Raw genomic sequence first — 23,631 nt, forward strand, 5'->3', positions numbered from 1 at the left:
GTAGATGAGCAAGACGTATTGCGTTGTCGGCGGCGGCATTTCGGGTCTGGTCGCGGCGTACCGGCTGCGCCAGGCCGATCCGGCGGCACGCATCACCGTCTTCGATCCGGCGGACCGGCTGGGCGGTGTGCTCCGCACCGAACGGCTCGCCGGCCAGTCCATGGACGTCGGCGCCGAGGCCTTCGTGGCCCGCCGGCCCGAGGTCACGTCACTGCTGCAAGAACTGGGCCTGCGGCAGATCGGTACCACGGGTGTCCGCCCGCTGATCTGCAGCGGCGGCCGCCTGCACCCGATGCCCGACGGCACCATGCAGGGCATCCCCGGGCCGGGCGCCAACCTGCGTGGGCTGGTCGACGACGCGACGCTGGCCCAGATCGCGAGCGAGCCGACCCGGCCGCTGCACTGGCAGCTCGACGCCGACCCGAACGTCGCGCAACTGGTCGGTGATCGGTTCGGCACCCAGGTGGTGACCCGGTCCGTCGACCCGCTGTTGGCCGGCGTCTACGCCGGTTCGGCCAAGACCATCGGCATCCGCTCAGCCATCCCGGCACTGGCCGCCGCGCTGGATCGCGGTGCCCCGAGCCTGACCGCCGCCGTCGCCTCGGTGCTGTCGGCGGCCCCACAGACAAGCACGACGAGCCCTTCGGTCTTCGGTGCCGTCGACGGCGGCTACACCGTCCTGGTCGACGAACTGGTGCGGCGCACCGGTGCCCAGTGGGCACAGGTCGCCGTCGAAGGGCTGACCCCGGTCGGCCGCGCCTGGCAACTGCGCGACGACGAAGGCAAGTACTGGTCGGCCGACGCGGTGGTGCTGGCGCTGCCGGCACCACGAGTGGCCAAGCTGCTCGCCGACATCGCGCCGGGCAGTGCGGCGATGGCCCGGTTGATCCCGGTCGCTTCGGCAGCGGTCGTCGCCCTGGCGCTACCCGGTGGGACGCCGTTGCCGCAGCAGTCGGGGGTCCTGATGGCCGCGGGAGAATCGTTGCACGCCAAGGCGATCACCCTCACGTCGCGCAAGTGGGGCCGCGGCGGCAACGTCGAGTTGCTGCGGCTGTCGTTCGGCCGGTTCGGTGACGACCTCGCGCGCAACGTCGGCGACGACCGGCTGTTGGCGTGGTCGCTGGAGGACCTGCGGACGCTGTTCGGCATCACCGCCGAGCCGGTGGATTACCTGGTGCAGCGCTGGATCGACGCCATGCCGCAGTACGGTCCCGGCCACCTCGAACTGGTCGACGAGTTGCGGGCCGGACTGCCCGCGGGGCTGGCCGTCGCGGGTGGGTATCTGGATGGGATCGGGGTGCCGGCGTGCGTCGCGTCGGGAATCCGGGCGGCCCATGAGGTGGTCGGCGGCGGCCTTCCGCGATAAGGCACGATAGAGCCATGGCCAAGCTCGACTACGACGCCCTCAATGCGGTGACCAGGTACATGATGATCTCGGTCTTCGCCGTGCAGCCGGATGAGCTGCCCGCGGACGAGAAGTCGCGGGCCGCCATCGCCGCGGACACCGCCGCGTACCTCAAGAAGCGCGAGGACGCGGGTGTCGTGGTCCGCGGGCTCTACGACGTCGCCGGCTTCCGGGCCGACGCCGACTTCATGATGTGGACCCACGCCGAGCGCGTCGAGGACCTGCAGGCCACCTACACCGGCTTCCGTCGCACCGCGCTCGGCGCCGCCACCGAACCGGTGTGGAGCGTCGTCGCGCTGCACCGTCCGGCCGAGTTCAACAAGAGCCACCTGCCGGCGTTCATCGCGGGCGAAGACCCGGGCGACTACGTCTGCGTCTACCCGTTCGTGCGGTCGCTGGACTGGTACCTGCTGGCCGACGAGGACCGCCGCCGGATGCTCGTCGAGCACGGCATGGCCGGCCGCGAATACCCCGACGTGCGCGCCAACACCGTCCCGGCGTTCGCGCTCGGCGACTACGAGTGGATCCTGGCCTTCGAAGGTCCGGACCTGGCCCGCATCGTCGAGCTGATGTGGAAGCTGCGCTACACCGACGCGCGCCGCCACGTCCGCGAGGAGACCCCGTTCTTCACCGGCCCGCGGGTCGGCATCGAGCAGTTGGTCGCCAACCTGCCGTAGGGCTCAGCCGACTGCGGTGCCGAACAACAGCCCCAGCAGGTAGGTCACCGCGGCGGCGCCGTAGCCGATCATCAACTGGCGCAACGCCCGTCGTAGCGGCGGTCCGCCGGAGAGCAGGCCGACGACCATTCCCGTGGTGAGCAGCGCCAGCCCGACCAGCAGGGCGGACACGACGACGGCCGTGACGCCGGTGAGCCCGAACAGGTAGGGCAGCACGGGGATCAGCGCCCCGGAAGCGAAGAACATGAAGCTGGACGCGGCTGCCTGCAGCCCGGTGCCGACGGCTTCGTGCTTCTCGGTCGACACCTCGCCCAGTGGCGAGTCGGCCAGTGCGCCCGCACGCAGGCTCGCGAACACGTCGGAGGCGCGGTCTGCGGCCGCTTCCGGGCTCATCCCGCGGGCGCGGTACACCAGCTCCAATTCGTTGGCGTCGACGTCGAGCGCGCGCACCGCGGTGCCGGCCGTGGCGCTGGGTGTCGAGGCCTCCAGCAGTTCGAGCTGGGAGTTGACGGAGACGTACTCGCCGGCGCCCATGGACAGCGCACCCGCGATCAACCCGGCCAGCCCGGTGGCCAGGATCGTGGCGCTCGACACGCCGGTGGCGCCGATACCCAGCACCAGCGCCAGATTGCTGACCAGCCCGTCGTTGGCGCCGAACACCGCGGCGCGGAAGCTGCCGGACAGCTGGTCGCGGCCGCGGCTGGCGAGGGCGCGGACGACCTCCATGTGGATGCGTTCGTCGGCGGCCATGGTGGGTGTGGCGTCGACGTCGGTGTCGTACTCCGAGCGTGCTTCGGCCCGTTGCGCCAGGGCCAGCGTGAACACCGATCCGAGGTGACGGGCCAGGAACCCGAGGGCCCGGGTCCGCAGATCGGGCCGGTGGGGTTTGCCGACCTGATCGCCGAGCAGTGTCAGCCAGTGCTTCTCGTGTCGGCCTTCCGCGGTGGCCAGCTCCAGCAGGATGTCGCGTTCGGCGCCCTCACGGCGCTGCGCCAGATCCCTATAGACGGCAGCCTCGGCACGTTCGTTGGCCAGGTGCTGTCGCCACCGACGCAACTGCGCGTCGGTGGGCTGCGCGACCACGTGTCAGCTCTCGGCCGGGACCAGGCGAAGCGAGATCGAGTTGATGCAGTAGCGCTGGTCGGTCGGCGTGGGGTAGCCCTCGCCCTCGAAGACGTGCCCGAGGTGGCTGTGGCAGTTGGCGCACAGGACCTCGACGCGCCGCATGCCGAGGGTGTTGTCGGCCCGCAGGATCACTGCGTCCGAGTCGGCCGGGTCGAAGAACGACGGCCAGCCGCAATGGGATTCGAACTTCTCGGTGCTGCGGAACAGCTCGGCACCGCAGGCCCGGCATTGGTAGACGCCCTCGGTCTTGGTGTCGGTGTATTCGCCGACGAACGGGCGTTCCGTCCCGGCTTCACGCAGGACGTGGAATTCCTCGGCCGACAGCTTCTCGCGCCACTGGGAGTCGGAGAGTTCAACCTTCGGCGGCGGGATGCTCATGCGCTCACGCTACCCGCGGCTGGCGCGGTGGGCTCGGACTTGCGCTCGGATTCCGTCAGCCACAACGGGTCGATGCCCTGCTCCAGCCGGCCGTCCTTCTTGGCGTCGAGGTAGCGGAAGTACAGCACGCAGAACACCACGACCAGCATCAGCGACCAGCCGTAGGTGATCTTGATGTATTCGAGGAACCGGCCGGTGGTCGGCCAGCGCCACATGAGCCAGCGGTCCATGGTGAGGAAGCCGTACACCGCGAGCCAGGCCGGCCAGCTGCGGATCGTCGAGCGCGGCAGCACGACCGTCATCAGGAACGGGAACAGCATCATCGAGTAGTAGCCCTGCGCCAGCGACAGCACCAGCCACGAGGCGATCAGCAGGACGCCCGACGACGTCAGCATCCAGAACAGCTGGTCGCGCTCGCGGTAGTAGCGGTACAGCAGCCACAGGCTGGCCGCGGCCAGCAGCACGAAGGCGACGCGCAGCGCCATGATCAGCCACATGGGCAGCCCGTAGTAGATGCCGTTGCCCAGCAACGAACTGTTGAAGTAGTCGCGGGTCTGGAAGATGTACGGCACGGTGTTGCGCACGAAGCCCATGGGGTCCGCCGACAGCGGCCAGGCCACCGCGTTGAAGACGACAGGCACCGCGAACGCGGCGACCAGCGCCCGCCACTGCCGGTTGAGCAGCGGCAGCAGTAGTAGGACGCCCAGCAGCGGCTTGAGCACCAGCGTCAGGCCGATCGCGGCTCCGGCCAGCCACTCGTGGTTCTTCTTGCCGTCCAGCAGCCAGGTGAAGAACAACACCTCGGCCAGCAGGATGCAGCCGTTCACGTTGGTGAAAACCAAAGTGTTGGTGACCGATTCGGTGCAGTACATGGCCAGCAGCAGAGCGGGCAACGCCACCGACGTCAGCGAGAACTTGAACAGCCGTACCAGAAGGCAGGCGGCGATGATGATCGCCACGGAGTTGATCGCGACGAACCAGAACCGCGACGCGAACTCCGGCAGAAAGCCGAACGGCGACAGCAGCAGCGTGCCGCCGGGCGGGTACAGGTAGTGCGGGTCGACGTAGTTGAAGTGCTCGTTGTAGATGGCCCAGTGCCGCCGGAAGTTCGACACCGCGCGGTACACCGGACCGAAGTCGTCGGTGATGTAGCCGTTGGTCGTCAGCACGTAGCTGCGGTGGATGATCGACACGATCGCGATGGGCCACAGTGCATTGCGAACGATATCCGCGGTGCTCTGCGGGCCGGTGCGGGGACCGAAGACGCTCAGGAGCGAGAGAGGGCGCGTCACCACCGAACCCTATAACGGGGCGTCGGACCGCCTGGTTAGGCCGGGCAGAACGTGTCGGTCTCCGGCAGCTTGCCGGTGTTCAGGTACGCCTGCACCGGCGGCAGGGCGCATCCCGTGTAGACGATGGTGCCGTGGCCGGTGCCCTGCCACATCACGCGACGGCTGTTGTTGCCCGCGTTGATCGCCATGGCCGCGACAGCCGCGACGCCGTCGCCGCCGACGATCGCGTCGTTGTGGGTGCCCAGCAACAGGATCGGCACCTTCAGGTCCTTGGGGGGCGCGGGCGCGGGGCTGCTGGGCCAGCTCAGGCACGGTGCCAGGCTGAGCGCCCCGACGGCGCCGAACTGCGGGTACTTCTTGGGCCAGGCCACCAGCAGCTCGCGGACGCGGTCCGGCGTGGGCCGGTTGATGGAGTCGTCGCATCGGTTGACGAACTGACCGTCGGACTGGCGCGTCTCCTCGGCCGTCGTGCTGAGTGCGTTGAGCGCGGTTGCGTCGCCGCTGCGGGCGGCGGCCAGCGCACCGGCGAGGGACAGTGTGTTGGCCAGTCCGTCGCCGCGCGGGTAGCCCAGCGCGGTGGTGATGGACTCGACCAGCCCGGCCGTCGAGGCGCCGCCGGCACCGCGTCCGGCGCGTGCGTCGGCCAGCATGCCGTCGATGGCGCCCTTGGGATCCGGGCCGAGCGGGCAGTTGTTGGCCACGCACTGTGCGGCGAATGCGTCGAGCGCCGCCTGCTGGCCCTTGATCCGCTGTTCGGCGGTGGCTTCCGCCGAGATGCCCAGCGGCAAGGGGGAGTCCAGTACCAGCCGGGCGACCTTGGTGGGATGCGACGCCGCGTAGGCGAGGGCGACCTGGGCACCGTTGCCGATGCCGAGGACGGCCAGCGCGGGCACGTCCCAGGTGCTGCGCAGCCGCTCCAGGTCCTCGGCCGAGTGCGCGTTGTCGTAGGCCGACTCACCCGGCGCGATGCTGTCGGTGCAGTCGGTGGTGGCCGAGGTGGCGACCTTCGCCAGGTTGGCAACCTGGTCGTCACCCGACAGGAACTGGGCCTGGTCCAGCAGGTCCTGGCGGTCATTGGAGGACACACAGCTCAGCGGTCCGGACATGCCCATGCCGCGGCGGTCGACGGCCACGACCGGACGCGTCTTGAGCAGGTCGACGCCGCCGCGCTGCAGCCACACCGGCAGCTGATGCGAGGTGGGGATGTCCGATCCGGTGGTCATGACGATCGGTCCGGCGTCGGCCGGTGTACTGGCCAGGCGGGCGCGCACCACACCGATGCTGACGGTCCCGGAGGAGCCGCCCAGGGAGTCGAGGTCGGCGTCGTAGTCGGAGCAGTCCAGGATGACGCCGGGCACGGCGGGCACTGTCGCATCACCGAACACCCGCGACGTGCACTCGTGCCACGTCAGGTCCTTCTTGGGCACCGAGATCGCGGGTGGGCCTTCAGGTGCCTTGGAGGTGGTGGCGGCGCCCTGCGGGCGGGCACCCGAGTCGGTGACGTACCGGGGGTTGGCGGCCAGCAGCGGAGCGCATCCCGCCACGACCGTCGACAGCACCACGGTCGACAGGCTCAGGGCCGGGAGCAGGTGGCGGCGACGCATGGCCACCACAGTAGCGATGCCCGCAGGCTGCACCCGTCAGCGGACGTAGCGCGTGTACAGGTAGCCGGCCGTGTCGGTGAGCACGTGGCTGCGGCGCAGCCGGGTGTGCGCCTCGCCGGGGCCGGACGCGATCCGCCGGGCCTGCCCGCCGACCAGGATCGGGGCGATGGTCACGCACATCTCGTCGATCAGGTCGTCCTCGATCAACATGTTCAGCAGTGACGGGCCGCCTTCGGTCAGCACCCGAAGGAGCCCGCGTTCGGCGAAGATGCGCAGGACGGCGTGCGGGTCGACGCGGTCGGGCGCGGCGCCCGAGGCGTCGATGACCTCGGCGAGGCCCGTGAACCGGTGGTAGGTGTCGTCGATGCTGTCGCGGCTGGTGAGCAGCAGCGGCGGCACTTCGGTGCGGGTGAACAGCTTGGCGTCGTGCGGAATGTCGGCGCTGTGGGTGATCACCGCGATCGGCGGCACCTCGGCCTGGCCGCGCAGCTGGCGGGCCTGCCGTTGCGCAGCGGACATCTGCGCGCCGGAGTAGTTCTCGATGCGGACCGTGGCTGCACCGACCAGAATGACGTCGGCGTGCTGGCGCATGAGGCCGAACAGCGCCCGGTCACCGGGACCGGCCAGGCCACCGGAACTGCCGTCGTCGGTGGCCCCGCCGTCGAGGCTGGTGATCATGTTGGCCCGCACCCACGGCCGGTCCAGCTGATCGGGGTATGAGTAGAGCGGCGTCAGCAGCGATTCGTCGTTGGTGGCGGAGTCGGTCAGGAAGGCAGCGCCGACCGCACTGAGCTCTGTGAGCTGCGTCGCAGCGTCGGGATCGGACACGTGAATCATTCCAGCACGCCGCTAAGGTGCCTTCATGCCTGGGGCCAGCGAAGTCGCGCACCTGACCGATCGCCATCCGACCGTGACGCCGGAAAGACTGATCGCAGAGCTGGTTCCGCCACCCACCTTCGCCGACGTCAGCTACGACTCGTACCGGCCCGATCCGAATGAGCCGTCGCAGACCGCGGCGGTGGTTTCGGCGCGCAAATTCTGCGAGGACGCGACGCGTCAGCGCGCGGGCAAGAAGAAACTGTTCGGCAAGCGGGAGGCGCTGCCCGGCGTCGGGATGTACCTCGACGGCGGTTTCGGTGTCGGCAAGACCCACCTCCTGGCGTCGACCTACTACACGCTGGCCGGGGCCAACGCCGGCCCAGCCGCGTTCGCCACGTTCGGTGAGCTGACCCAGCTGGCCGGCGTCTTCGGCTTCACCGAGTGCATCGACCTGCTGTCCGAATATGTGGTGGTCTGCATCGACGAGTTCGAGCTCGACGATCCCGGCAACACCACGCTGATCTCCCGGCTGCTGTCGGCTTTGGTGGAGCGCGGCGTGTCGATCGCCGCGACGTCGAACACGCTGCCCGAACAGCTCGGTGAGGGCCGCTTCGCCGCCCAGGATTTCCTGCGGGAAATCAACACGCTGTCAAGCATTTTCACCACGGTCCGGGTCGAAGGCCCCGACTACCGGCAGCGCGCCCTGCCGTCGGCTCCGGTGCCGCCGTCCGACGACGAGGTGCGGTCCTGGGCACTCGGCGTCGAAGACGCCACCCTCGACGAGTTCGACGCCTTGTGCGCGCACCTGGCGACCATGCACCCGTCGCGCTATCACGCGTTGATCGAAGGCGTGCAACGGGTTTTCATCACCGGCGTGCACATGGTGTACGACCAGGCCGTCGCGCTGCGGCTGGTGTCGCTGATCGACCGGCTCTACGACGCGGGCATCCCCGTGGTCGCGTCGGGGGAGAAGATGAACACCGTCTTCAGTGAAGAGATGCTCGCCGGTGGCTTCCGCAAGAAGTACCTGCGTGCCACGTCGCGCCTGCTCGCGCTGACCCACGAGGGCACCCAGCTCCACGCCTAGTGGCTACAGAGAGCGCACCAGGACGTAGTCGCTCTCGATCCGCCCGCCGAGCTGAAAGGTCTTGGTGCCGCTGATCTCGAACCCGTGCTTGCGGTAAAACCGTTGGGCACGTTGGTTTTCCTGATTGACGCCGAGCCACACGCAGCGGGCGCCCAGGTCCCGGGCGAACCCGACCGACGCATCCATGAGCGTCGCGGCAACCTTGCCGCCGTGCACGTCGGGCAGCACGTAGCACTTGGACAGTTCGACGGCCGGCCGTGCCGGCACGGCGCGCTGCACCTCGGCGTCGTCGGCCACGCCACGAATGAGCATGGTGTAGCCCAGGATTCGGGCTTCGTCGTGGGCGACGAACACGGCGCGCTCGGGATCGCGCAGGTACGAGTCGAAGCGATCGGCGGACAGGTTGCCGGCGATGAAGGCGGCGATGTCGTCCGGCGCCGACGACGGCGGGCAGGCCAGCGGGAACGTGGCGGCGGCCACGTCAGCGAGTTCGGGGACATCCGCGGCCTGCGCGGGCCGCACCTGAACCGTCATCGGAATCTCCTTGCCGCAGACACAAAACTGCCCCTGTCCTAGGGGGCAGGGGCAGTTTATGTCGGATCGACGGCGGCTCAGGGGATCGGTGTGCCCGGCTGCCAGAGATTCCACTGCGCGAGGTGCGTGCCGGTGGCCGGGTTGAGCATGACCACATTGCTGACCAGACCGCGGTAGACGTCCCAGTAGACGACGCCGTCGACGGTGGACCCGGCGGGCGCGCTCAGCAGCTTGAGCTCCAGCGCATTGGGGTCGTCGGTGTGCTTGGACACGTAGGCGTCGGCGAAGGGGGTGACGCCGGTGAAGGTGGCGCCGGATGCCATCCAGTAGGGGTTCGGTGTCGAGATGACGTGGACCGTGACGTCGGACTTCCACGGCCCACCCTGATTACGCCACCGTGGGGTGCCGTTCCAGGTCCAGCCCGGCGGTTCGTCAGACGGGAGCACGTTGTGCACGGTCACGTCGGCGACCAGGCCCTTGTAGTTCACCCGCAAGGTATCGCCGACGTTGCCGATGGTCGTCTCGGCCGCCGCCGACGGCGCCAGCGTGGCGGCCAGCAGGGTCAACGCACCGAGCAAACCCGCCAACCATCGGTAGGTCCTGTTGCCGCTCACGCCCGTGCTCATCGCGTCCTCTCCGTAATGACTGCCTCGCATGATGGCATACCGCCATCACGGCCTCGTCCGAATGGAGTAGATCTGGCCACTTCGTCGAGGTCAGTGGGTCGATTTGTCCCTGTCAGTGGACACTCACGCCGGCCCGGCCTGTTCTCCGGCTGCCTGCCCGGCGGCGACGAAGTCGGCGAGCATCTTCTCGAGCTCGGTTTCGAGGTGGCCCTTGTCGACGCCGAGACGGTGCAGCGGTCCGTCGGCGTCCTCGGATTCGAGCAGCGCCAGCAGGATGTGTTCGGTCCCGATGTAGTTGTGTCCCAACCGAAGTGCTTCGCGGAAGGTCAGTTCCAGCACCTTCTTGGCGGCGCCGTCGAACGGGATCAGCGCCTTGGGTTCGGCGGTGCCGACGGCAACGGCTGCGGCCGTGCGGATCTGGTCGGCGGTGATGCCCTGGTTGGCCAGCAGGACCATGGCCAGTGATCCCGGATCGGTGAGCAGTCCGAGCAATAGGTGGTCTGGGGTGATCTCGGTGCTGCGGGACGTATGCGCGGCCTGCTGGGCTTCGACGACGACGGTGCGGGCGCGCGGGGTGAACCGGCTGAACCCGTCCTTGGGATCCATGGTGTCGAGCCGGGGTTCCTTGGGTACGAAGCGCTTCTGCGCCGCCTGCTTGGTGACGCCCATGCTGCTGCCGATGTCGGTCCACGACGCGCCCGAGCGCCGGGCCTGGTCGACGAAATGGCCGATGAGGTGGTCGGCGATGTCGCCGAGGTGTTCGGCGGCCAGCATCGCATCGGTGAGTTGATCGAGCGGTTCGGTGTGCACCTTCTTGATCGCCACGATCAGGTCATCTAGGCGGATGGTGCCGGCAATCGGATTGGGGGTCGACGTATGCGCGGATTCGGACATGCGTCAACCATAGGTTGACGATGGGAAGTCGTCAACCGGTAGTTGACGAAAATTACGAGTGGCGCAGGGTGTCCCAGTCGTGCTCGGTTTCCAGTTGCTCGATGGCCTTCGCGGTGCGCTCTTTCAGTACCAGGGTCACGGTCAAGGCGAGCAGGCCGCCCACCAGCAGGGCCACCCAGGAGAACCGGGCCAGCCACTTCTCGGCGGCCACGCCCAGGTAGTAGACGACGGCCGTGGTGCCGCACGCCCACACGATTCCGCCGGCCGCGTTGGCGGCCAGGAAGCGCGTGTAGTGCATCTTGAGAGCACCTGCCAGCGGCCCGGCGAAGATGCGCAGCAGTGCGACGAAGCGGCCGAAGAACACGGCCCAGACGCCCCAGCGGCTGAAGAGCCGGCGGGCGAGTGCGACGTGGCCGGGACCGAAATGTTTGGGGAACCGGCGGCCGAGACGTTCGAACAGTGACATGCCGAAGCGTCGGCCGATGCTGTATCCGATCGAGTCGCCGATGATGGCGCCGGCGGCGGCCGAGAGCCCGACGCCCACCGGGTCGATGTCGAGAGTGTGCCGCGATGACATGACCGCGGCCGTGACGAGAATGATCTCGCCCGGCAGCGGGATGCCCAGACTTTCGAGCCCGATCACGAGCCCGACCACGAGGTACACCGCCAGCGGTGGGATCGATTGCAGCAGCGCGTCGACGTCCATGCCGCTAAGGATGCACTACTACGGCGCAGGTGTCGGCGCAGGCGGTGCCGGTGCGGGAGCCGGGGCGGGAGCACCGCCGCCTCCGCCGAGGGTGCCGAGAATCGCGATCGCGGCGCGGGCCTGCGGGGAGATGTTCGGACCGGGTCCGGGGGAGTCCGGGGCGGCATCGGTGACGTGCCACGGCTGGCAGCCGCTGGTCTTGAACGCCTTGTCGGTGGCATCGATGAGCACGACCTGCGGCTTGGCGGTCATGGCGCTGTCGATGACGTTGTTCTTGGCGTGCGGGTCTGCGTTGTTCATCCGACGCCAGTAGCAGCGTTTGTCGCCGACGGGTCCGGCGGTGGCGTAGGTGCCGGGTGCGATGTCCTTGCCGACGATGAACAGTCCGTCACCGTCGATGCTGGTCTTCGGGCCTCCGGCGTTCGGCGCGGCAGGGCCCGGAGGGGTCGGCGTGGGGTCGGCCACGGCGACGGCCGTCGATGCGCCCCAGCTCACCACGGCCAGTGCCGCGGCGGCGGCGATCGACGTCTTTGAGCTCATGAGGTCAAAGTTTAGCTCTTCTAGCTATGTGCATGGGGCGATGAGTGGCCAAGAAAACAGCGAAGGGGGGGGGGGGGGGGGGGGGGTGTTGTGGTTGTAGTAGGTGCCCGCGGTGCCGGCGGCCTGGTTGTAGTAGGTGCCGGCCTGGCCCAGGGCCTGCTCGTTCGCCGTGCCGAACTGGCCGACGGCCTGGTTGAGCTGGGTGCCGAACTGGCCGATCTGCTGGATCGGGTTCGGCGGCGGGGTCGGGGCGGCCGAGGCGGCGCCGGCACCGGCGAGCGCGACGATCGCGGCGCCTCCGGCGAGCGCGATCGATCCTGCGATGCGACGAGTAGTGATGTTAGCCATGATGAGGGTCCCTCCTGGAGCGAAACTCGCTTACAGCAAACATTTGTAGTCCACATTCCCGCCTTGCGCAACCATATGAGCGAACTTCTTGAAAATGTTCACTTTGCGATTTTGGATTTGCTGTGGACTAAGAGGGTCATCGTCGACGTGTCGACGGGTGGGGCGGGTGTGGTGTCGCGGCCGGATCGTGGGCCGAACTGCAGGAACTCGTTGGCAAGGCGTTGAGCAGTGCTGATGTCTGTCTCGTTGGACCTTTTGAGTGGGCAGCGCGCCCACCGGGAACGAGGCTGAGAACATTACGTCAACCAAATTAGCTGCACGGCGGGTCGATTTCGCCGCATAGCTATTGAATGAGGCGCATCGGTCTACTACATCGACGAATAGCAGTAAAGCGTTACGCGCTGGGCAATGGCTATCCGAGCGTGTTCACTGGCGCCGCGCCTTCGCGACTGCGCGGTGGTATTGGGATGCCCTGGTGGAGGGGCTTTCAAACGGGTAGGCTATGACTGATTGACCAAAGGAGTCATAGCTATGGCGGTGGCGTTTACCGCGGACGAGAAGGACGGCATTGCCCGTGTTCTGGTCGAGACGGCCGAGCAGTTGTTCGCCACCCAGGGCCTGAAGAAGACGTCGTTGGACGAGCTCGTGCAGGCGGCGGGGATCAGCAAGGGCAGCTTCTACGTGTTCTTCGACTCGAAGGAGTCGCTGTATCTCGAAGTGATGCTGCGGCGTGCGCCTCTGGTGGCCTCGGGGCTGAGCGAAGCGCTGAGCCGTCCGGTCGACGAGGAGAACCTGATCGGCCTCATGCGTGCCATGACCGATGTGCTCGTCGACGATCCGTTCTATCGGCGGCTGCTGATGCGCGCCGACGAGCTGACGGCGGTCACCCGTCGCGTCGGGCCCGAACAGCTCGCCCGGGTCGTGCCGCAGGTCGTCAGCCCGGTGCTCGATTACCTCACGGCCGGGCAGCGGGCCGGCGTCCTGGTCGACGACATCGCGCCGACGGCCCTGCTGGGCGTCATGCGGTCTGTCGGGCTGGTGGTGATGAGCCGTGACCGGTTCGGCGCCGAATACGACGACGTGCTCGATGCGACCATCCGCACTCTGGCAAGGGGGATGCTCCGATGAAGCTGCTGGACAAGTACGCCAGCGCCGCCGGCATGAGCGACGAGGCCTGGCGCCGTCACGCCAACCCGTGGAGCGTATGGACCCGATTCGCCGCCATCCCGCTGATGATGCTGGCCATCTGGAGTCGCATTTGGGTCGGGTGGTGGGCGCTGGCGCCGATCGGCGTCGTCATCCTGTGGCTGTGGTGGAATCCGCACGCGTTCGCCCCCGTCGACAAACCCGTTGCCTGGTCGTCCCGTGGCATCTACGGCGAGCGGCTGTGGCTGCAGGACCGCTCGCGTATGCCGGCGGGTTTCGCTGTGGCGCAAAGGATTTGGATCGTCGGCGCCCTGGTCGGTGCAGGGCTGCTGGTGTGGGGACTCGCCGCGCTGCTCATCTGGCCGACGGTGTTCGGCGCCGTGCTCGTCGTCTACGGGCAGCTGTGGCGCATCGACCGGCTCGGCATCTTCTATGACGAGGTGACCGCCGGCCAGTGACCGGACTCTTATCTCGTTTTTGGTCGCGCACGGGGGAGTGCTGCGCGAGAATAATCCGATGCGCGAGTTCAGCGAAGAGCGAGCGATCGGCCAAGTCGTGGCACGCCTGACGACCCGATACCCGTCACTCGATCCCGACCGGATCGCCGCCGCAGTTCGACACGCGCACGAGGGTTTCGCGTCGAGCGCGGTGCGGGATTTCGTGCCCCTCCTGGTGGAGCGACACGTCCGCGAGGAACTCGATCAAGGCCTGCGAGCCGCCGCGGTCTGAGCCGTATTCCTGCGGGCTCTGATCAGCCTTCGCAAGCGATGCCGTCGCCGTCGCGGTCCTGGGACGCCTTGTAGTCGGGATCGCCCTGAGGGATGTTGTACCGGCCGTCGGCGTGGGCTGCCGAACAGTTCTTGTAGCCGGATGCCTGGGCGGCGGGGGCGATGGCGACCCCGGCAGATGTGATCAGGGCAGCAACGATCAACGCACGCAACATTTCGACCTCGGAGAGTTAGCTCGGATCGGCAATATGCCGATATTGCGAGCTGGACGCTACTGCTGTCACTGCTGGTCTGTATGCGAATTGAGAAAAACGCAGCGCATCGGTACGAATATATTGTGGATTGCTGGATTCGGTAACCCGTCCACCTGTGCCGCCGCGAAACAAAAGAAAGGCCCGGTTCGAAAACCGGGCCTGTCGTGAAGCGCTGGTGCGCGATACTGGGATTGAACCAGTGACCTCTTCCGTGTCAGGGAAGCGCTCTCCCGCTGAGCTAATCGCGCCGGGTTGAAAACTTGTGGAGGTGGAGACGGGAATCGAACCCGTGTGCACGGCTTTGCAGGCCGTTGCCTCACCACTCGGCCACTCCACCACTGGGGCTGATGCCTTCGCACCTTCGAGCGGATGACGGGATTCGAACCCGCGACCCTCACCTTGGCAAGGTGATGCGCTACCAACTGCGCTACATCCGCGTTTCGCTTCGGTTGAACTTTGTTCGTCCGTTGCGATGCAAGACATTAGTGCACGAATGCGAGCAGACACAAATCGCGTGAAAACCGCTGGTAAACAGGCCGGTTCGGGGAGCTGACCGAGTCATGGCCGGTGTTTCAGGCGTTGCGTCCTGTGACTCCTGAGGCGGTGCGGTGGCGGGTTCGGGTGACCCAGGTGGGTGCGGTCGGACGCCGCGGGGCGCGATTCCCGTTCGGGTCACGGGACGTGTTAGTGTCTGTCGTCGCACCGATTCGGTCGGTGAGATTCCCCGGTCTCGTAGCTCAGGGGGAGAGCGTCCGCCTCACACGCGGAAGGTCACTGGTTCGATCCCAGTCGGGACCACCACACAAACCCGCACGGTGACACTCATTCATCGTCGGGCAAGACGATTTCCCAACGGCCGAACAGCCGTAGGTCCAGGCTCGCGGCCAGCTTGTTCGAGGCGACATTGTCCAGCTGGCACCGGTACTGCGGCTCGTATCCTTCGGTGAGAGCGTAGCGAAACATCCCACGCACCAACGTCTTTGCGTGCCCTCGGCCCCGCGCGGCGCTGGTGGTGAGCACGCCGAGATCGGCCAACGGATGCTCGTCGTCCCACGGATACATGCTGCCGATGCTGACCAGCTGTCCATGTTCGTCGAACGCGCCGAACACGGCCCAGTGATCGAGCTCGACGTATGCACCGTCCCAGTCTTCCTCGGACACAGTCGCTTTGAATGCCGCAAACATCTCGGCGTCCTTGTCGGTGAGCCGGCGGATGTTGATGGATTCCGTGTCGCCGAGGACGTCGTCGGCCATCGAATCTGAGAGATAAAACACATTGTCGGCGCCGTTCAGTACGACGCCTTGGGTGGCGAGCGCGGCGCGGATGTCGGCCACTGTCGGATTGCTGAGTGTGGCAATGCTTTTGGTCAGTGAATCGGCAATGGCCGGGGTGATGGCGATCGAGAAGCGGTCGTCTTCGGCGGTCCACAGGATGGCGGCGCGTTCGTTGTCGTCGAGCTCGGGGTTGACGGTGATCGTGGCATGTCCGTTGCTGTGCAACGGTTTCCCGCTGAATGCAGCGGCCCAGTAGTCGGTGATGACCGGTGCGAATTCGGGCATGACAGAACTCCTGGAGCGCTAGAAGCATGGGGTGGGCAGGTCGCATCTTTCTGCGGCTCCACTCGATCGGCAACGCATTTTCTCGAGCCCCACCACTCGGCTGCTACCTTAATGAACATAGTTTTCATTATCGTTAGCGGTCGGAGGGGATGCGTGATGGCAATGCCGGTGTGGATGGCGTCGCCGCCGGAGGTGCATTCGGCCTTGCTCAGTAGCGGTCCAGGCCCGGGTCCATTGCTCGCCGCCGCAGCCGAATGGTCTTTGCTTGGCGCGACTTACGAGGCGGTTGCCGAGGAACTTCGAGCAGTCCTCGCCGCAACGAACGCCGGCTCGTGGCAGGGACCGAGTGCGGAGATGTACGTGGCCGCACACGTCCCGTACTTGGCGTGGCTGACTCAGAGCGGCCTCGAAAGCAATGCCCGCGCGGTCCAACACGAGGCCATTGCCGGCGCGTACAGCGCCGCTCTGGCCACGATGCCCACTCTTGTCGAATTGGCTGCCAACCATGCCACGCAGGCCGCGCTGGTGGCCACGAACTTCTTTGGTATCAACACAATTCCCATTGCGGTCACCGAGGCCGACTACGTCCGCATGTGGGTGCAGGCTGCCACCGCAATGGCGACCTACGAAGCCGTGTCGGACGGTGCGATGACGTCCGCGCCGCACTCCACGCCCGCGCCATCGATCGTGGAGCACGACGATCACGACCATGACCACGACCATGACCACGATCACGGCCATGATCACGACCATGGCCACGGCGATCTAGACCCGACCCACTGGGAGTGGTGGCTGGACGTGGGCGCCGAGATGGGCGAGCATCTCGAACTGCTCTGGAACAACTTGCTGACCGATCCGGCTGCGCTGCTGACCAACCTGCCGCTGGTGTTGGCGGACGTGACCTTCCATGCCTCCCAATTGGCTTCGGTACTCGGTCAGTTCGCGCCGGCCCTGATCCAGCCGGCATTGGGGCTGGCGATCGCCAACCTCGGCTGGGTGGCCGGGTTCGCGGGGCTGGCCGGAATCCAGGTGTCCCCGGAGGCTGTTGGTGCGGAGCCGCCTCCTGCCTCGCAGGAACCGTCCACGCCGGTCGCCACGTCGGCCCCCGCGCCCAGTCCGTCGTCGCCGTCGGCCTCGGCCACCGCTCCGGCAAGTGCCCCCGCGTCGACGGCGGCCGGTAGCGTGTCGGCACCCGCACCCACGCCCACATCACCGCCGCCCATCGGCGACCCGGGTTTCCCGTACGCGGTCGGTGACGGTGCCGGCGTCGGCGCAACCACATGGCTTCAGCGTCAGGCGCGCGCTGACGCCGGCGCGTCGTCGCGAGTGTCCACGACCGCTCAGGCAGCATCCAGCGCGGCGGCTGCGGCACGGCAGGCACGCCGCCGGCGCGGTCGGAGCAAGCAAGAAGGCCGCGCAGTCGAATACATGGACCTGGACGTCACTCCCGAATGGGACTCGGGCCCAGATCCCGACGACGACGCGTCTGCCGCGCGGGCCTCGAACCACGGCGCGGGCCCGATGGGGTTCACCGGCGCCGTGTCCAGATCGGGTGCGACGCCCGCGGGATTGACGGCGTTGGCCCCTGATCAATTCAGCGACGGCGCGCGTACGCCCATGCTTCCGGGCACCTGGAACCCCGACACCGAAAACTGACGATCAGGCCGGAAGTCAGCCACCGCGCAGCCGTTCCGTATGGATTGTGTCCCAACGGATTTCTACAGAGAACCGCTAGGCCGACTCGTCCTTCTCGGCCTTGTCGGCCGCGGACAACGCATTCAACTGATTCTGCAGCAGCTGCATCGACGTCCGCGCGTAGATCATCTGGCTGGTGATCGCCATCTGGGCGCGCCCGCGGCCCAGGAACGTGACGAACCAGGTGAACAGCGTCGTCACCCGGTTCTTGTAGCCGACCAGATAGACCAGGTGCAGCACCAGCCACGACAGCCAGGCGAGCACGCCGGCGAATTCGAGCTTCTTCTTGGTCAACGGAATCGGTACCTGCGCGACGGCATCGAACCGCGACACGGTCGCCATGCTGCCCTTGTCCCAGTACTTGAAAGGCTCACGGTTGGCGGGGTCGTCCTGGCCTGCCAGGTGCTGCTTGATGATGCCGGCGGCGTAGGCGGCGCCCTGGATCGCGCCCTGCGCCATGCCTGGCACGCCCTGGACGGCCATCAGATCGCCGACGACGAACACGTTCGGGTGTCCCTTGACGGTGAGGTCGGGTTCGACCATGACGCGGCCCGCACGGTCGGTCTGGGTGCCGTCGGACTGCTCGGCGATGAGCTTGCCCAGTGGGCTCGCCTGCACACCGGCCGACCAGACCTTGCAGGCGCAGTCGATACGACGCTCGGTGCCGTCCTTGTCCTTGACGGTGATGCCCTTGTAGTCGACATCGCTGACCATCGCGTTGAGCTGGATCTCGACGCCGAGCTTCTCCAGGCGTTTCTGCGCCTTGGCGCCGAGCTTGGCGCCCATCGGCGGCAGCACCGCAGGTGCCGCGTCCAGCAGGATCACCCGGCAGTCCTGTGGCTTGATGCTGCGGAACGCCCCGGCCAGGGTGCGTTCGGCCAGCTCGGCGATCTGCCCGGCCAGTTCGACGCCGGTCGGGCCGGCGCCGACGACGACGAAGGTCAGCCGGCGATCCCGCTCTGCCGGGTCGGTGACCACTTCGGCGGCCTCGAACGCGCCCAGGATGCGGCCGCGTAGCTCGAGGGCGTCGTCGATGGTCTTCATGCCCGGTGCGAACGTCGCGAAATGGTCGTTGCCGAAGTAGGACTGCTGGGCGCCGGCGGCGACGATCAGGCTGTCGAATGGGGTGACGGTCTCCTGCGACATGAGCTTGGAGGTGACGGTCTGCGCCTCCAGGTCGATGTGTTCGACCTCGCCGAGGCGGACGGTGACGTTCTTCTGCTTGCGCAGCACCAATCGTGTCGTCGGCGCGATCTCGCCTTCCGACAGGATGCCGGTGGCGACTTGGTACAGCAGCGGCTGGAAGAGATGGGTGGTCGTGCGCGAGATCAAGGTGACGTCGACGTCGGCGCGCTTGAGGGCCTTGGCGGCCTGTAGGCCACCGAATCCCGATCCGATGACGACGACGCGGTGACGCTGGGACGCGAGGGTCATGTTGCTCCTTCGGGGCACAACCGTGAGGACCGAACGACAGGGCAAACATACTGGCAATCGCTCCGCCGTGGGTGACAACTGACGTCCGGACGTCAGCGCCCTGCTGCTGGCAGCTCGATTCCCATCTGCTGCAATGCTTTTCGCATGGAGCTGTCGCCGCGTTCCAGGTAGCCGCTCAGCTGATCGAGTGCCGCGTCCGCGGTGCCCGGCGTCATCATCATGCAAACGCGGGCGAACGAGCGGAAGTTGTCGATGCTGTCCTGCAACGATGAATTGACGTCCTGGTCGGGGGTCGGCAGGTTCTTGCCGAGATCGTCCAAAGTCCGTTGCAGCTTCGTGCAGTCCCGCGACATGGCGACGAAGTCGTGCGCGGTCATCGCTTCGCCGACGGTGCCGAGCGTGCCACCCAGGCTGGATACCGCGTTGGTGATGGGGCGCTGCCAGGTGAGCTCGGCTGGCGCGCCGGCCTGCCCCGACACGGTTTGCGTGCAGGCACTGAGCAGCGCACCTGCCACTGCCAGTGCCGCGACTCGACGCATACGGCCAGCGTAGGCGACCTCGTGGTCGCGTGAGAGCCTGGCTGAATGAGGCGCACAGTGATCTGCAGCGCGTTGGCGCTGGTCATCGCGGCGGCCGCGGCGTGCGGATCGCCTGACGGGGAGTCGCGTCAGACGCTGAAGGTATGCAGCACCGGTGACTACCGCCCGTTCACCTACCGCGACGCCGACGGCCAGTGGAGCGGCATGGACATCGATCTGGTCCGGGATTTCGCCCGGAGTACCGGTGCCGATCTGGATTTGTTGCCGACCACCTGGCCGACGCTCATGGCCGACCTTGGCCAGAAATGCGACCTGGCGGTCGGTGGCATCACCGTCACCGCCGAGCGGGCTGCGAGGGCGCTGTTCTCGGACCCGTATCTGCGCGATGGCAAGGCCGCCGTCGTGCGGTGCACCGATGCCGCGAAATACCGTTCCCTGGCCGATATCGACCGCGGGGGAGTCCGGGTGGTCGTCAATCCCGGTGGCACCAACGAACAATTCGACCGGGCCAACCTGCACCACGCGACCATCGTCGGCTACCCCGACAACAACACCATTTTCGATCAGGTCATCGACGGCAAGGCCGACGTCATGATCACCGACGGCAGCGAAATCCGTTGGCAGGTCACGCAACATCCGCAACTGTGCGGGGTGTCGACCGACCGGCCATTCACGGACGCACAGAAGGCCTACTTGATGCCCAAGGATGCGACGGCGCTGCAGCGGCGAATCAACCAGTGGCTCAGCGCCATTCAAGGCAATGGCAGCTACGCAGCCGTCAGCCGCACGTGGCTGGGCGCGGATATCGGGCCGAAGTGAAGGTCTAACGCAGCGCGCCGTTGATGACGGGCTTGTCGATGACGCCCATCTCCACACCCCATTTGGTGGCGATCTGCCGATATTCGCCGGTCTGCATCAGATGCTTCAGCGCCGCTTGCAGTGCGGACGCAAGAGACGAGCCCTTGGGCACGGGCCACCCGTAGGGCTGCGCGTCGACGATCCCGCCGGCCGCCTCGAGCTTGCCTCCGCTGAGTTTGATCGCGTAGCCGGTGACGGGCGAGTCGGCGGCCATCGCGTCGACGGTGCCGGCCAGCAGGGCCGCGGTGACGCCGTCCTGGCCGGCGATGGGGACGATCTCGATCGGCGCGACCCCGGCCGCTACACACGCTGCGCTGCGGGCCGGCAGATGGTCGGTCTCCTCGACGGAGCCCAGGTGCACACCCACGCGAAGTCCACACGCCGCGTTGGGGTCCACGCTCGATCCGGCCCGCCGCGCCCACAGCACACCGGCTTTGAAGTACGTCACGAAATCGGCTGACTTCTCCCGTTGTTTCGTGTCGGTGGTCGACGATGCCCCGACCGAGATGATGCCGTCGCGGACCGAGGCCACGATCTTGGAGATGCCGATCTCCCGGAACTCCGGCTCGAGCCCCAGCACGCGGCTCACCGCCGTTATCAGGTCGACGTCGAATCCGGTGAACTTGCCGTCCGGGCCTTTGAATTCGTTTGGCGCATAAGGAATGTTGACCCCGACCACCAGCCGGCCGGAATCCTTGAGATCGGCAGGCACCTTGGCGGCGATCGACGGGACCGAGCCCGACGGCCCGACCTCGTACTGCCGGGACCAGTAGAGCCAGGCTGTTCCGGCTCCGGCGGCCAACACGATGACCGCGCCGACGGCGACGACGACCCGCCGGGTGCGGCGCTTCGGTTCGGCGGTCTGCACTGCATGGCGTCCAGATCCCGTTCGCGGGCCAGTCCGGCCCATTCGGCCCGAGACACGGCCTTGGGCGCTCAGCGCGGCGCGGGCGTCCGCGGCGAGTTCACCGGCGTGCTGATAGCGCTTGCCGGGCTTCTTGGCCATTCCTTCGGCGATCACGTCGTCGAACGCGGCGAGGCGGCGATCGACGTCGGACGGCTTCGGCGCGGGAGCGCTGATGTGCCCGGCGATCTGGTGCTCGAGGCTGTCCGCCGGATACGGCCGCTTGCCGGTGAGGCATTCGTACAGCACGCAGGTCAGCGCGTAGATGTCCGAGCGCGGGTCCGCCTGGCCGCCCTCGAACCGCTCGGGCGCCATGTAGGCCAGCGTGCCGAGAGTGCTTCCGGCCGTGGTCAATCCGTGCTCGCCGGCGGTGCGGGCGAGGCCGAAGTCGATCAGGTAGGCGAAGTTGTGGTCGGTCACCAGGATGTTGGACGGCTTGATGTCGCGGTGGATCAGCCCCGTCGCATGCGCCGCGTCGAGGGCCGCGGCGATCTGCTCGATGACCCCGACGGAGAACTCGGGGCTCGGACGGTGTTCGGTGTCGGCCAGGATCTCGGCCAGGGTGCGGCCTTCGATGAGCCGCATGTCCAGGTAGAGCTGATTGTCGATCTCGCCGAAACCGTGAATGGGGACGACGTGCGGCTCGTTCAGACCGGCAGCGGCCTGGGACTCGCGCTTGAACCGTTCCTGGAACACGGGGTCCTTGGCGAGGTGCGGCGGCAGTACCTTGAGCGCCACGGTGCGCTGGGTGTTGGTGTCGTAGGCGACGTACACCTCGCCCATGCCGCCGCGGCCTATCAGTTCGCGCAGCTCGTACTGCCCGAATCGTGTCGGCTCCACGCAGCACTCCTTGGCCGTGTCAGTGTCGTGTGAAAGCTACAACACGTGGTCAGCGGTGTCTGAGTGAATGACGCTCACGTGTCTGGCCGGTGTCGCCGAGTTCCAGGCCAGGGTCGGCAGTTCGCCTTGGCTGATCTGGGTGACCTGGGTGGCGCTGTCGAAGTAGATGTGCTCGTCGATGATCGGCCCTGGAGCGCTTCGCCGATGGGCGGCAGACTGTCGAACCGATCGAAATTCATTCCAAGCCAATCCAATTCGATGGTCACCGCGTCGTCGGAAACGTGGAACCGGGTGTCGTCGTGGACATGATTTCGCTGAACTTCGAACACCAGAACCCTTGCTGTTCGAACAGGTGTTCGATAGAATGAGGTATGGGGATCACGGGAGAACTCACCACCAGCCTCAACATCATCCGAGGGGCGCATGTCCCCGACGAGATGGCCGGGGGTGACGCCCTGGCGGTGATGCGGCTGCTGGTGGCGTTGCGGAATGTGGTTGATCATCTGGCGGCCGCGGTGGCGGGGGCGCTGGATCGGTGTGGGGTGGCGGCCGCGCAGGGTCGGACGCCGCGTGAGCTGTTGATCGGTCTGGGGTGTGCACCGTCGGTGGCTGAGCGGTTGGTGCGTGTTGGTGGTGCGTTGCCGTTGCTGCCGACCTTGGTGGCGCATGCTGCTGATGGGGCGATTTCTGGTGAGCATGTCGATGCGGTCGTGAAGGGCATCAATCACATTCGGGCACGGTCGCCAGGGCCTGTTGATGAGGCGGCCCGGTTTGAACAGGTCACCGATCTGCTGGGGCAGTTCTTCTCAGGGGCCACTCCGGCCCAGATCGGTGACCGGGCCCGCCGGCTGGGGAATCGGGTGGCCGCGGCCGAGGGTGGTGTGCCCGCGGCCGAGGACCGGTCGATCAACACCGTCGACCATCGCGTGACCAGTGACGGCCGGTTGCAGATCCGCGCGGACCTGGATGCCGAGGTCGGTGCCAAGTACGTGGCGGCGATGGAGGAGTTGTCGCCGCCGCGACCCGAACCCGACGGCAGCCCGGATGTGCGGTCGGCGGGGCGGCGGCGTGCTGATGCGTTGGAGGCGGTGTTGGATATCGCCGCCCGCGGTGGTGACGTCGCCAGCGCGCCGCGCACACAACTACTGCTGACGGTGCCCGCGGACACCCCGGACCTGGCCGAGTTGGAGTTCATGGGGCCGATCACCGCCTTGACCCTGGACCGGCTGACCTGCGACACCACAGTCACCACGGTGCTGGTGGACGGCGAGCACGTGCCCCTCGACATGGGGCGGGAGAAGCGCCTGTTCCCGGCCCACCTACGTAAAGCGCTGTATCTGCGTGATCAGTGCTGCATCAAATGCGGCGCACCACCGGGACGCACCCATGCGCACCACATCGTGCATTGGAGCCACCACGGCGAAACCAGCTTGGGCAATGGCTGTCTGCTGTGCCCGGTTTGCCACGCCAACATTCATCACGACGGCTGGGACGTGGTCATGGGCCTGGACAAGCATCCGTGGCTGATCCCGCCGGCCAGCGTCGACCCGCACCGGCGAGCCATTCCCGCCTATAACCGGCGCACCATGCGCCTGGATGTGGCCGCCTGACACCCGACCTGCTGTTTGACAACTGAAC

25 protein-coding genes and 4 tRNA genes are annotated in these 23,631 nt (G+C 67.1%); 10 read left to right on the forward strand and 19 right to left on the reverse strand.

The features are described 5' to 3' along the window. Window positions 1-4 precede the first annotated feature (4 nt). Together AC1U2B_RS03055 and hemQ are read left to right on the forward strand one after the other, a co-directional pair. Complete coding sequence (locus AC1U2B_RS03055; protein ID WP_480215609.1) at window positions 5-1,366, forward strand: protoporphyrinogen oxidase; 1,362 nt, start codon at window positions 5-7, stop codon at window positions 1,364-1,366. Window positions 1,367-1,380: 14 nt separating this feature from the next. Next, window positions 1,381-2,082: a hydrogen peroxide-dependent heme synthase gene (hemQ, locus tag AC1U2B_RS03060; protein ID WP_043399282.1), complete on the forward strand. Its 702-nt coding sequence runs from the start codon at window positions 1,381-1,383 to the stop codon at window positions 2,080-2,082. 3 nt (window positions 2,083-2,085) lie between these two features. Here hemQ and AC1U2B_RS03065 read toward each other — a convergent pair whose 3' ends face one another. The 5 genes from AC1U2B_RS03065 to AC1U2B_RS03085 are packed head-to-tail and all read right to left on the reverse strand — an operon-like array spanning window position 2,086 to window position 7,318. Continuing rightward, window positions 2,086-3,165 carry a VIT1/CCC1 transporter family protein gene (locus AC1U2B_RS03065; RefSeq protein ID WP_480215610.1) on the reverse strand — a complete coding sequence of 360 codons (1,080 nt, stop codon included), beginning with the start codon at window positions 3,163-3,165 and terminating at the stop codon, window positions 2,086-2,088. 3 nt (window positions 3,166-3,168) lie between these two features. Continuing rightward, entirely contained in the window at window positions 3,169-3,585 is a 417-nt protein-coding gene (gene msrB / locus AC1U2B_RS03070; RefSeq protein WP_480215611.1) for a peptide-methionine (R)-S-oxide reductase MsrB, read from the reverse strand. Next, a complete protein-coding gene (aftC, locus tag AC1U2B_RS03075) occupies window positions 3,582-4,877 on the reverse strand; it encodes an arabinofuranan 3-O-arabinosyltransferase (RefSeq protein ID WP_480215612.1) in 1,296 nt (431 codons plus the stop codon). Before aftC ends, msrB begins: the two co-directional genes overlap by 4 nt. Before the next feature lie 35 nt (window positions 4,878-4,912). After that, window positions 4,913-6,481 carry an alpha/beta fold hydrolase gene (locus tag AC1U2B_RS03080; protein WP_260939293.1) on the reverse strand — a complete coding sequence of 523 codons (1,569 nt, stop codon included), beginning with the start codon at window positions 6,479-6,481 and terminating at the stop codon, window positions 4,913-4,915. A gap of 36 nt (window positions 6,482-6,517) precedes the next feature. After that, entirely contained in the window at window positions 6,518-7,318 is an 801-nt protein-coding gene (locus AC1U2B_RS03085; RefSeq protein ID WP_133761873.1) for a pyrimidine reductase family protein, read from the reverse strand. 25 nt (window positions 7,319-7,343) lie between these two features. Here AC1U2B_RS03085 and zapE point away from each other — a divergent pair, with 25 nt between their 5' ends. Continuing rightward, window positions 7,344-8,387: a cell division protein ZapE gene (zapE, locus tag AC1U2B_RS03090; protein WP_043399266.1), complete on the forward strand. Its 1,044-nt coding sequence runs from the start codon at window positions 7,344-7,346 to the stop codon at window positions 8,385-8,387. A 3-nt stretch (window positions 8,388-8,390) separates the two neighbouring features. Here the strand turns inward: zapE and AC1U2B_RS03095 are convergent, their stop codons facing one another. The 6 genes from AC1U2B_RS03095 to AC1U2B_RS03120 all read right to left on the reverse strand — a co-directional run bounded on the left by AC1U2B_RS03095 (window position 8,391) and on the right by AC1U2B_RS03120 (window position 12,035). Next, window positions 8,391-8,921: a GNAT family N-acetyltransferase gene (locus AC1U2B_RS03095; protein WP_480215613.1), complete on the reverse strand. Its 531-nt coding sequence runs from the start codon at window positions 8,919-8,921 to the stop codon at window positions 8,391-8,393. 77 nt (window positions 8,922-8,998) lie between these two features. Next, window positions 8,999-9,547 carry a hypothetical protein gene (locus AC1U2B_RS03100; RefSeq protein ID WP_480215614.1) on the reverse strand — a complete coding sequence of 183 codons (549 nt, stop codon included), beginning with the start codon at window positions 9,545-9,547 and terminating at the stop codon, window positions 8,999-9,001. 123 nt (window positions 9,548-9,670) lie between these two features. After that, window positions 9,671-10,441 carry a Clp protease N-terminal domain-containing protein gene (locus AC1U2B_RS03105; RefSeq protein WP_480215615.1) on the reverse strand — a complete coding sequence of 257 codons (771 nt, stop codon included), beginning with the start codon at window positions 10,439-10,441 and terminating at the stop codon, window positions 9,671-9,673. 52 nt (window positions 10,442-10,493) lie between these two features. Beyond that, the gene (locus AC1U2B_RS03110; RefSeq protein WP_043399255.1) at window positions 10,494-11,147 is read right to left on the reverse strand and encodes a DedA family protein; all 654 of its coding nucleotides are present in this window, start codon (window positions 11,145-11,147) and stop codon (window positions 10,494-10,496) included. Window positions 11,148-11,165: 18 nt separating this feature from the next. Next, entirely contained in the window at window positions 11,166-11,687 is a 522-nt protein-coding gene (locus AC1U2B_RS03115) for an Rv1352/Rv1906c domain-containing protein (RefSeq protein ID WP_480215616.1), read from the reverse strand. A gap of 24 nt (window positions 11,688-11,711) precedes the next feature. Beyond that, complete coding sequence (locus AC1U2B_RS03120; protein ID WP_480215617.1) at window positions 11,712-12,035, reverse strand: hypothetical protein; 324 nt, start codon at window positions 12,033-12,035, stop codon at window positions 11,712-11,714. 531 nt (window positions 12,036-12,566) lie between these two features. Between AC1U2B_RS03120 and AC1U2B_RS03125 the strand changes: the two genes are divergently transcribed. From AC1U2B_RS03125 to AC1U2B_RS03135, 3 genes are read left to right on the forward strand one after another with little or no spacing between them, the layout of a single operon-like run. After that, window positions 12,567-13,163 (forward strand): TetR/AcrR family transcriptional regulator, encoded by a 597-nt coding sequence (locus AC1U2B_RS03125; protein ID WP_480215618.1) that lies wholly within the window; start codon window positions 12,567-12,569, stop codon window positions 13,161-13,163. Then, complete coding sequence (locus tag AC1U2B_RS03130; RefSeq protein WP_480215619.1) at window positions 13,160-13,639, forward strand: DUF6653 family protein; 480 nt, start codon at window positions 13,160-13,162, stop codon at window positions 13,637-13,639. The genes AC1U2B_RS03125 and AC1U2B_RS03130 overlap by 4 nt, the downstream gene beginning before the upstream one ends. Before the next feature lie 58 nt (window positions 13,640-13,697). Continuing rightward, a complete protein-coding gene (locus tag AC1U2B_RS03135; protein ID WP_260939276.1) occupies window positions 13,698-13,910 on the forward strand; it encodes a three-helix bundle dimerization domain-containing protein in 213 nt (70 codons plus the stop codon). A gap of 22 nt (window positions 13,911-13,932) precedes the next feature. On the opposite strand, the gene AC1U2B_RS03140 is transcribed toward AC1U2B_RS03135, so the two are convergent. The 4 genes from AC1U2B_RS03140 to AC1U2B_RS03155 all read right to left on the reverse strand — a co-directional run bounded on the left by AC1U2B_RS03140 (window position 13,933) and on the right by AC1U2B_RS03155 (window position 14,600). Further along, complete coding sequence (locus tag AC1U2B_RS03140) at window positions 13,933-14,124, reverse strand: excalibur calcium-binding domain-containing protein (protein ID WP_020101794.1); 192 nt, start codon at window positions 14,122-14,124, stop codon at window positions 13,933-13,935. Window positions 14,125-14,336: 212 nt separating this feature from the next. Continuing rightward, window positions 14,337-14,411, reverse strand: a tRNA-Val gene (locus tag AC1U2B_RS03145). A gap of 15 nt (window positions 14,412-14,426) precedes the next feature. Then, a tRNA-Cys gene (locus AC1U2B_RS03150) sits at window positions 14,427-14,500 on the reverse strand. A 27-nt stretch (window positions 14,501-14,527) separates the two neighbouring features. Next, window positions 14,528-14,600, reverse strand: a tRNA-Gly gene (locus AC1U2B_RS03155). Window positions 14,601-14,889: 289 nt separating this feature from the next. Here AC1U2B_RS03155 and AC1U2B_RS03160 point away from each other — a divergent pair. Continuing rightward, window positions 14,890-14,964, forward strand: a tRNA-Val gene (locus AC1U2B_RS03160). Window positions 14,965-14,985: 21 nt separating this feature from the next. Here the strand turns inward: AC1U2B_RS03160 and AC1U2B_RS03165 are convergent. Continuing rightward, complete coding sequence (locus AC1U2B_RS03165) at window positions 14,986-15,723, reverse strand: GNAT family N-acetyltransferase (RefSeq protein WP_480215620.1); 738 nt, start codon at window positions 15,721-15,723, stop codon at window positions 14,986-14,988. Window positions 15,724-15,876: 153 nt separating this feature from the next. Here AC1U2B_RS03165 and AC1U2B_RS03170 point away from each other — a divergent pair, with 153 nt between their 5' ends. Further along, on the forward strand, window positions 15,877-17,379 hold the full coding sequence (locus AC1U2B_RS03170; RefSeq protein WP_480215621.1) for a PPE family protein: 1,503 nt from the start codon (window positions 15,877-15,879) through the stop codon (window positions 17,377-17,379). A gap of 75 nt (window positions 17,380-17,454) precedes the next feature. On the opposite strand, the gene AC1U2B_RS03175 is transcribed toward AC1U2B_RS03170, so the two are convergent. Next, window positions 17,455-18,852 carry a type II NADH:quinone oxidoreductase NdhA gene (locus AC1U2B_RS03175; protein ID WP_480215622.1) on the reverse strand — a complete coding sequence of 466 codons (1,398 nt, stop codon included), beginning with the start codon at window positions 18,850-18,852 and terminating at the stop codon, window positions 17,455-17,457. A 92-nt stretch (window positions 18,853-18,944) separates the two neighbouring features. After that, complete coding sequence (locus AC1U2B_RS03180) at window positions 18,945-19,391, reverse strand: hypothetical protein (protein ID WP_480215623.1); 447 nt, start codon at window positions 19,389-19,391, stop codon at window positions 18,945-18,947. A gap of 45 nt (window positions 19,392-19,436) precedes the next feature. On the opposite strand from AC1U2B_RS03180, the gene AC1U2B_RS03185 reads away from it, so the two are divergent. Further along, a complete protein-coding gene (locus tag AC1U2B_RS03185) occupies window positions 19,437-20,210 on the forward strand; it encodes a transporter substrate-binding domain-containing protein (protein WP_480215624.1) in 774 nt (257 codons plus the stop codon). 4 nt (window positions 20,211-20,214) lie between these two features. Here the strand turns inward: AC1U2B_RS03185 and stpK7 are convergent, their stop codons facing one another. Continuing rightward, window positions 20,215-21,993 carry a serine/threonine protein kinase StpK7 gene (stpK7, locus tag AC1U2B_RS03190; protein WP_480215625.1) on the reverse strand — a complete coding sequence of 593 codons (1,779 nt, stop codon included), beginning with the start codon at window positions 21,991-21,993 and terminating at the stop codon, window positions 20,215-20,217. A gap of 371 nt (window positions 21,994-22,364) precedes the next feature. Between stpK7 and AC1U2B_RS03195 the strand changes: the two genes are divergently transcribed. Continuing rightward, a complete protein-coding gene (locus AC1U2B_RS03195; RefSeq protein ID WP_480215626.1) occupies window positions 22,365-23,603 on the forward strand; it encodes an HNH endonuclease in 1,239 nt (412 codons plus the stop codon). The last annotated feature ends 28 nt before the right edge of the window (window positions 23,604-23,631 follow it).

Source organism: Mycolicibacterium sp. P4_G11 (assembly GCF_056555145.1).

Excerpts from the sequence above, each read along its gene's own strand:
- AC1U2B_RS03185 (WP_480215624.1), top strand. The coding sequence starts at position 19,437 with ATGAGGCGCACAGTGATCTGCAGCGCGTTGGCGCTGGTCATCGCGGCG.
- AC1U2B_RS03110 (WP_043399255.1), bottom strand. The coding sequence starts at position 11,147 with ATGGACGTCGACGCGCTGCTGCAATCGATCCCACCGCTGGCGGTGTAC.
- AC1U2B_RS03130 (WP_480215619.1), top strand. The coding sequence starts at position 13,160 with ATGAAGCTGCTGGACAAGTACGCCAGCGCCGCCGGCATGAGCGACGAG.
- AC1U2B_RS03135 (WP_260939276.1), top strand. The coding sequence starts at position 13,698 with ATGCGCGAGTTCAGCGAAGAGCGAGCGATCGGCCAAGTCGTGGCACGC.
- AC1U2B_RS03125 (WP_480215618.1), top strand. The coding sequence starts at position 12,567 with ATGGCGGTGGCGTTTACCGCGGACGAGAAGGACGGCATTGCCCGTGTT.
- AC1U2B_RS03095 (WP_480215613.1), bottom strand. The coding sequence starts at position 8,921 with ATGACGGTTCAGGTGCGGCCCGCGCAGGCCGCGGATGTCCCCGAACTC.
- AC1U2B_RS03175 (WP_480215622.1), bottom strand. The coding sequence starts at position 18,852 with ATGACCCTCGCGTCCCAGCGTCACCGCGTCGTCGTCATCGGATCGGGA.
- AC1U2B_RS03105 (WP_480215615.1), bottom strand. The coding sequence starts at position 10,441 with ATGTCCGAATCCGCGCATACGTCGACCCCCAATCCGATTGCCGGCACC.
- AC1U2B_RS03165 (WP_480215620.1), bottom strand. The coding sequence starts at position 15,723 with ATGCCCGAATTCGCACCGGTCATCACCGACTACTGGGCCGCTGCATTC.
- AC1U2B_RS03100 (WP_480215614.1), bottom strand. The coding sequence starts at position 9,547 with ATGAGCACGGGCGTGAGCGGCAACAGGACCTACCGATGGTTGGCGGGT.
- hemQ (WP_043399282.1), top strand. The coding sequence starts at position 1,381 with ATGGCCAAGCTCGACTACGACGCCCTCAATGCGGTGACCAGGTACATG.
- AC1U2B_RS03080 (WP_260939293.1), bottom strand. The coding sequence starts at position 6,481 with ATGCGTCGCCGCCACCTGCTCCCGGCCCTGAGCCTGTCGACCGTGGTG.
- AC1U2B_RS03195 (WP_480215626.1), top strand. The coding sequence starts at position 22,365 with ATGGGGATCACGGGAGAACTCACCACCAGCCTCAACATCATCCGAGGG.
- AC1U2B_RS03055 (WP_480215609.1), top strand. The coding sequence starts at position 5 with ATGAGCAAGACGTATTGCGTTGTCGGCGGCGGCATTTCGGGTCTGGTC.
- AC1U2B_RS03085 (WP_133761873.1), bottom strand. The coding sequence starts at position 7,318 with ATGATTCACGTGTCCGATCCCGACGCTGCGACGCAGCTCACAGAGCTC.
- AC1U2B_RS03115 (WP_480215616.1), bottom strand. The coding sequence starts at position 11,687 with ATGAGCTCAAAGACGTCGATCGCCGCCGCCGCGGCACTGGCCGTGGTG.
- msrB (WP_480215611.1), bottom strand. The coding sequence starts at position 3,585 with ATGAGCATCCCGCCGCCGAAGGTTGAACTCTCCGACTCCCAGTGGCGC.
- AC1U2B_RS03140 (WP_020101794.1), bottom strand. The coding sequence starts at position 14,124 with ATGTTGCGTGCGTTGATCGTTGCTGCCCTGATCACATCTGCCGGGGTC.
- AC1U2B_RS03120 (WP_480215617.1), bottom strand. The coding sequence starts at position 12,035 with ATGGCTAACATCACTACTCGTCGCATCGCAGGATCGATCGCGCTCGCC.
- zapE (WP_043399266.1), top strand. The coding sequence starts at position 7,344 with ATGCCTGGGGCCAGCGAAGTCGCGCACCTGACCGATCGCCATCCGACC.
- AC1U2B_RS03180 (WP_480215623.1), bottom strand. The coding sequence starts at position 19,391 with ATGCGTCGAGTCGCGGCACTGGCAGTGGCAGGTGCGCTGCTCAGTGCC.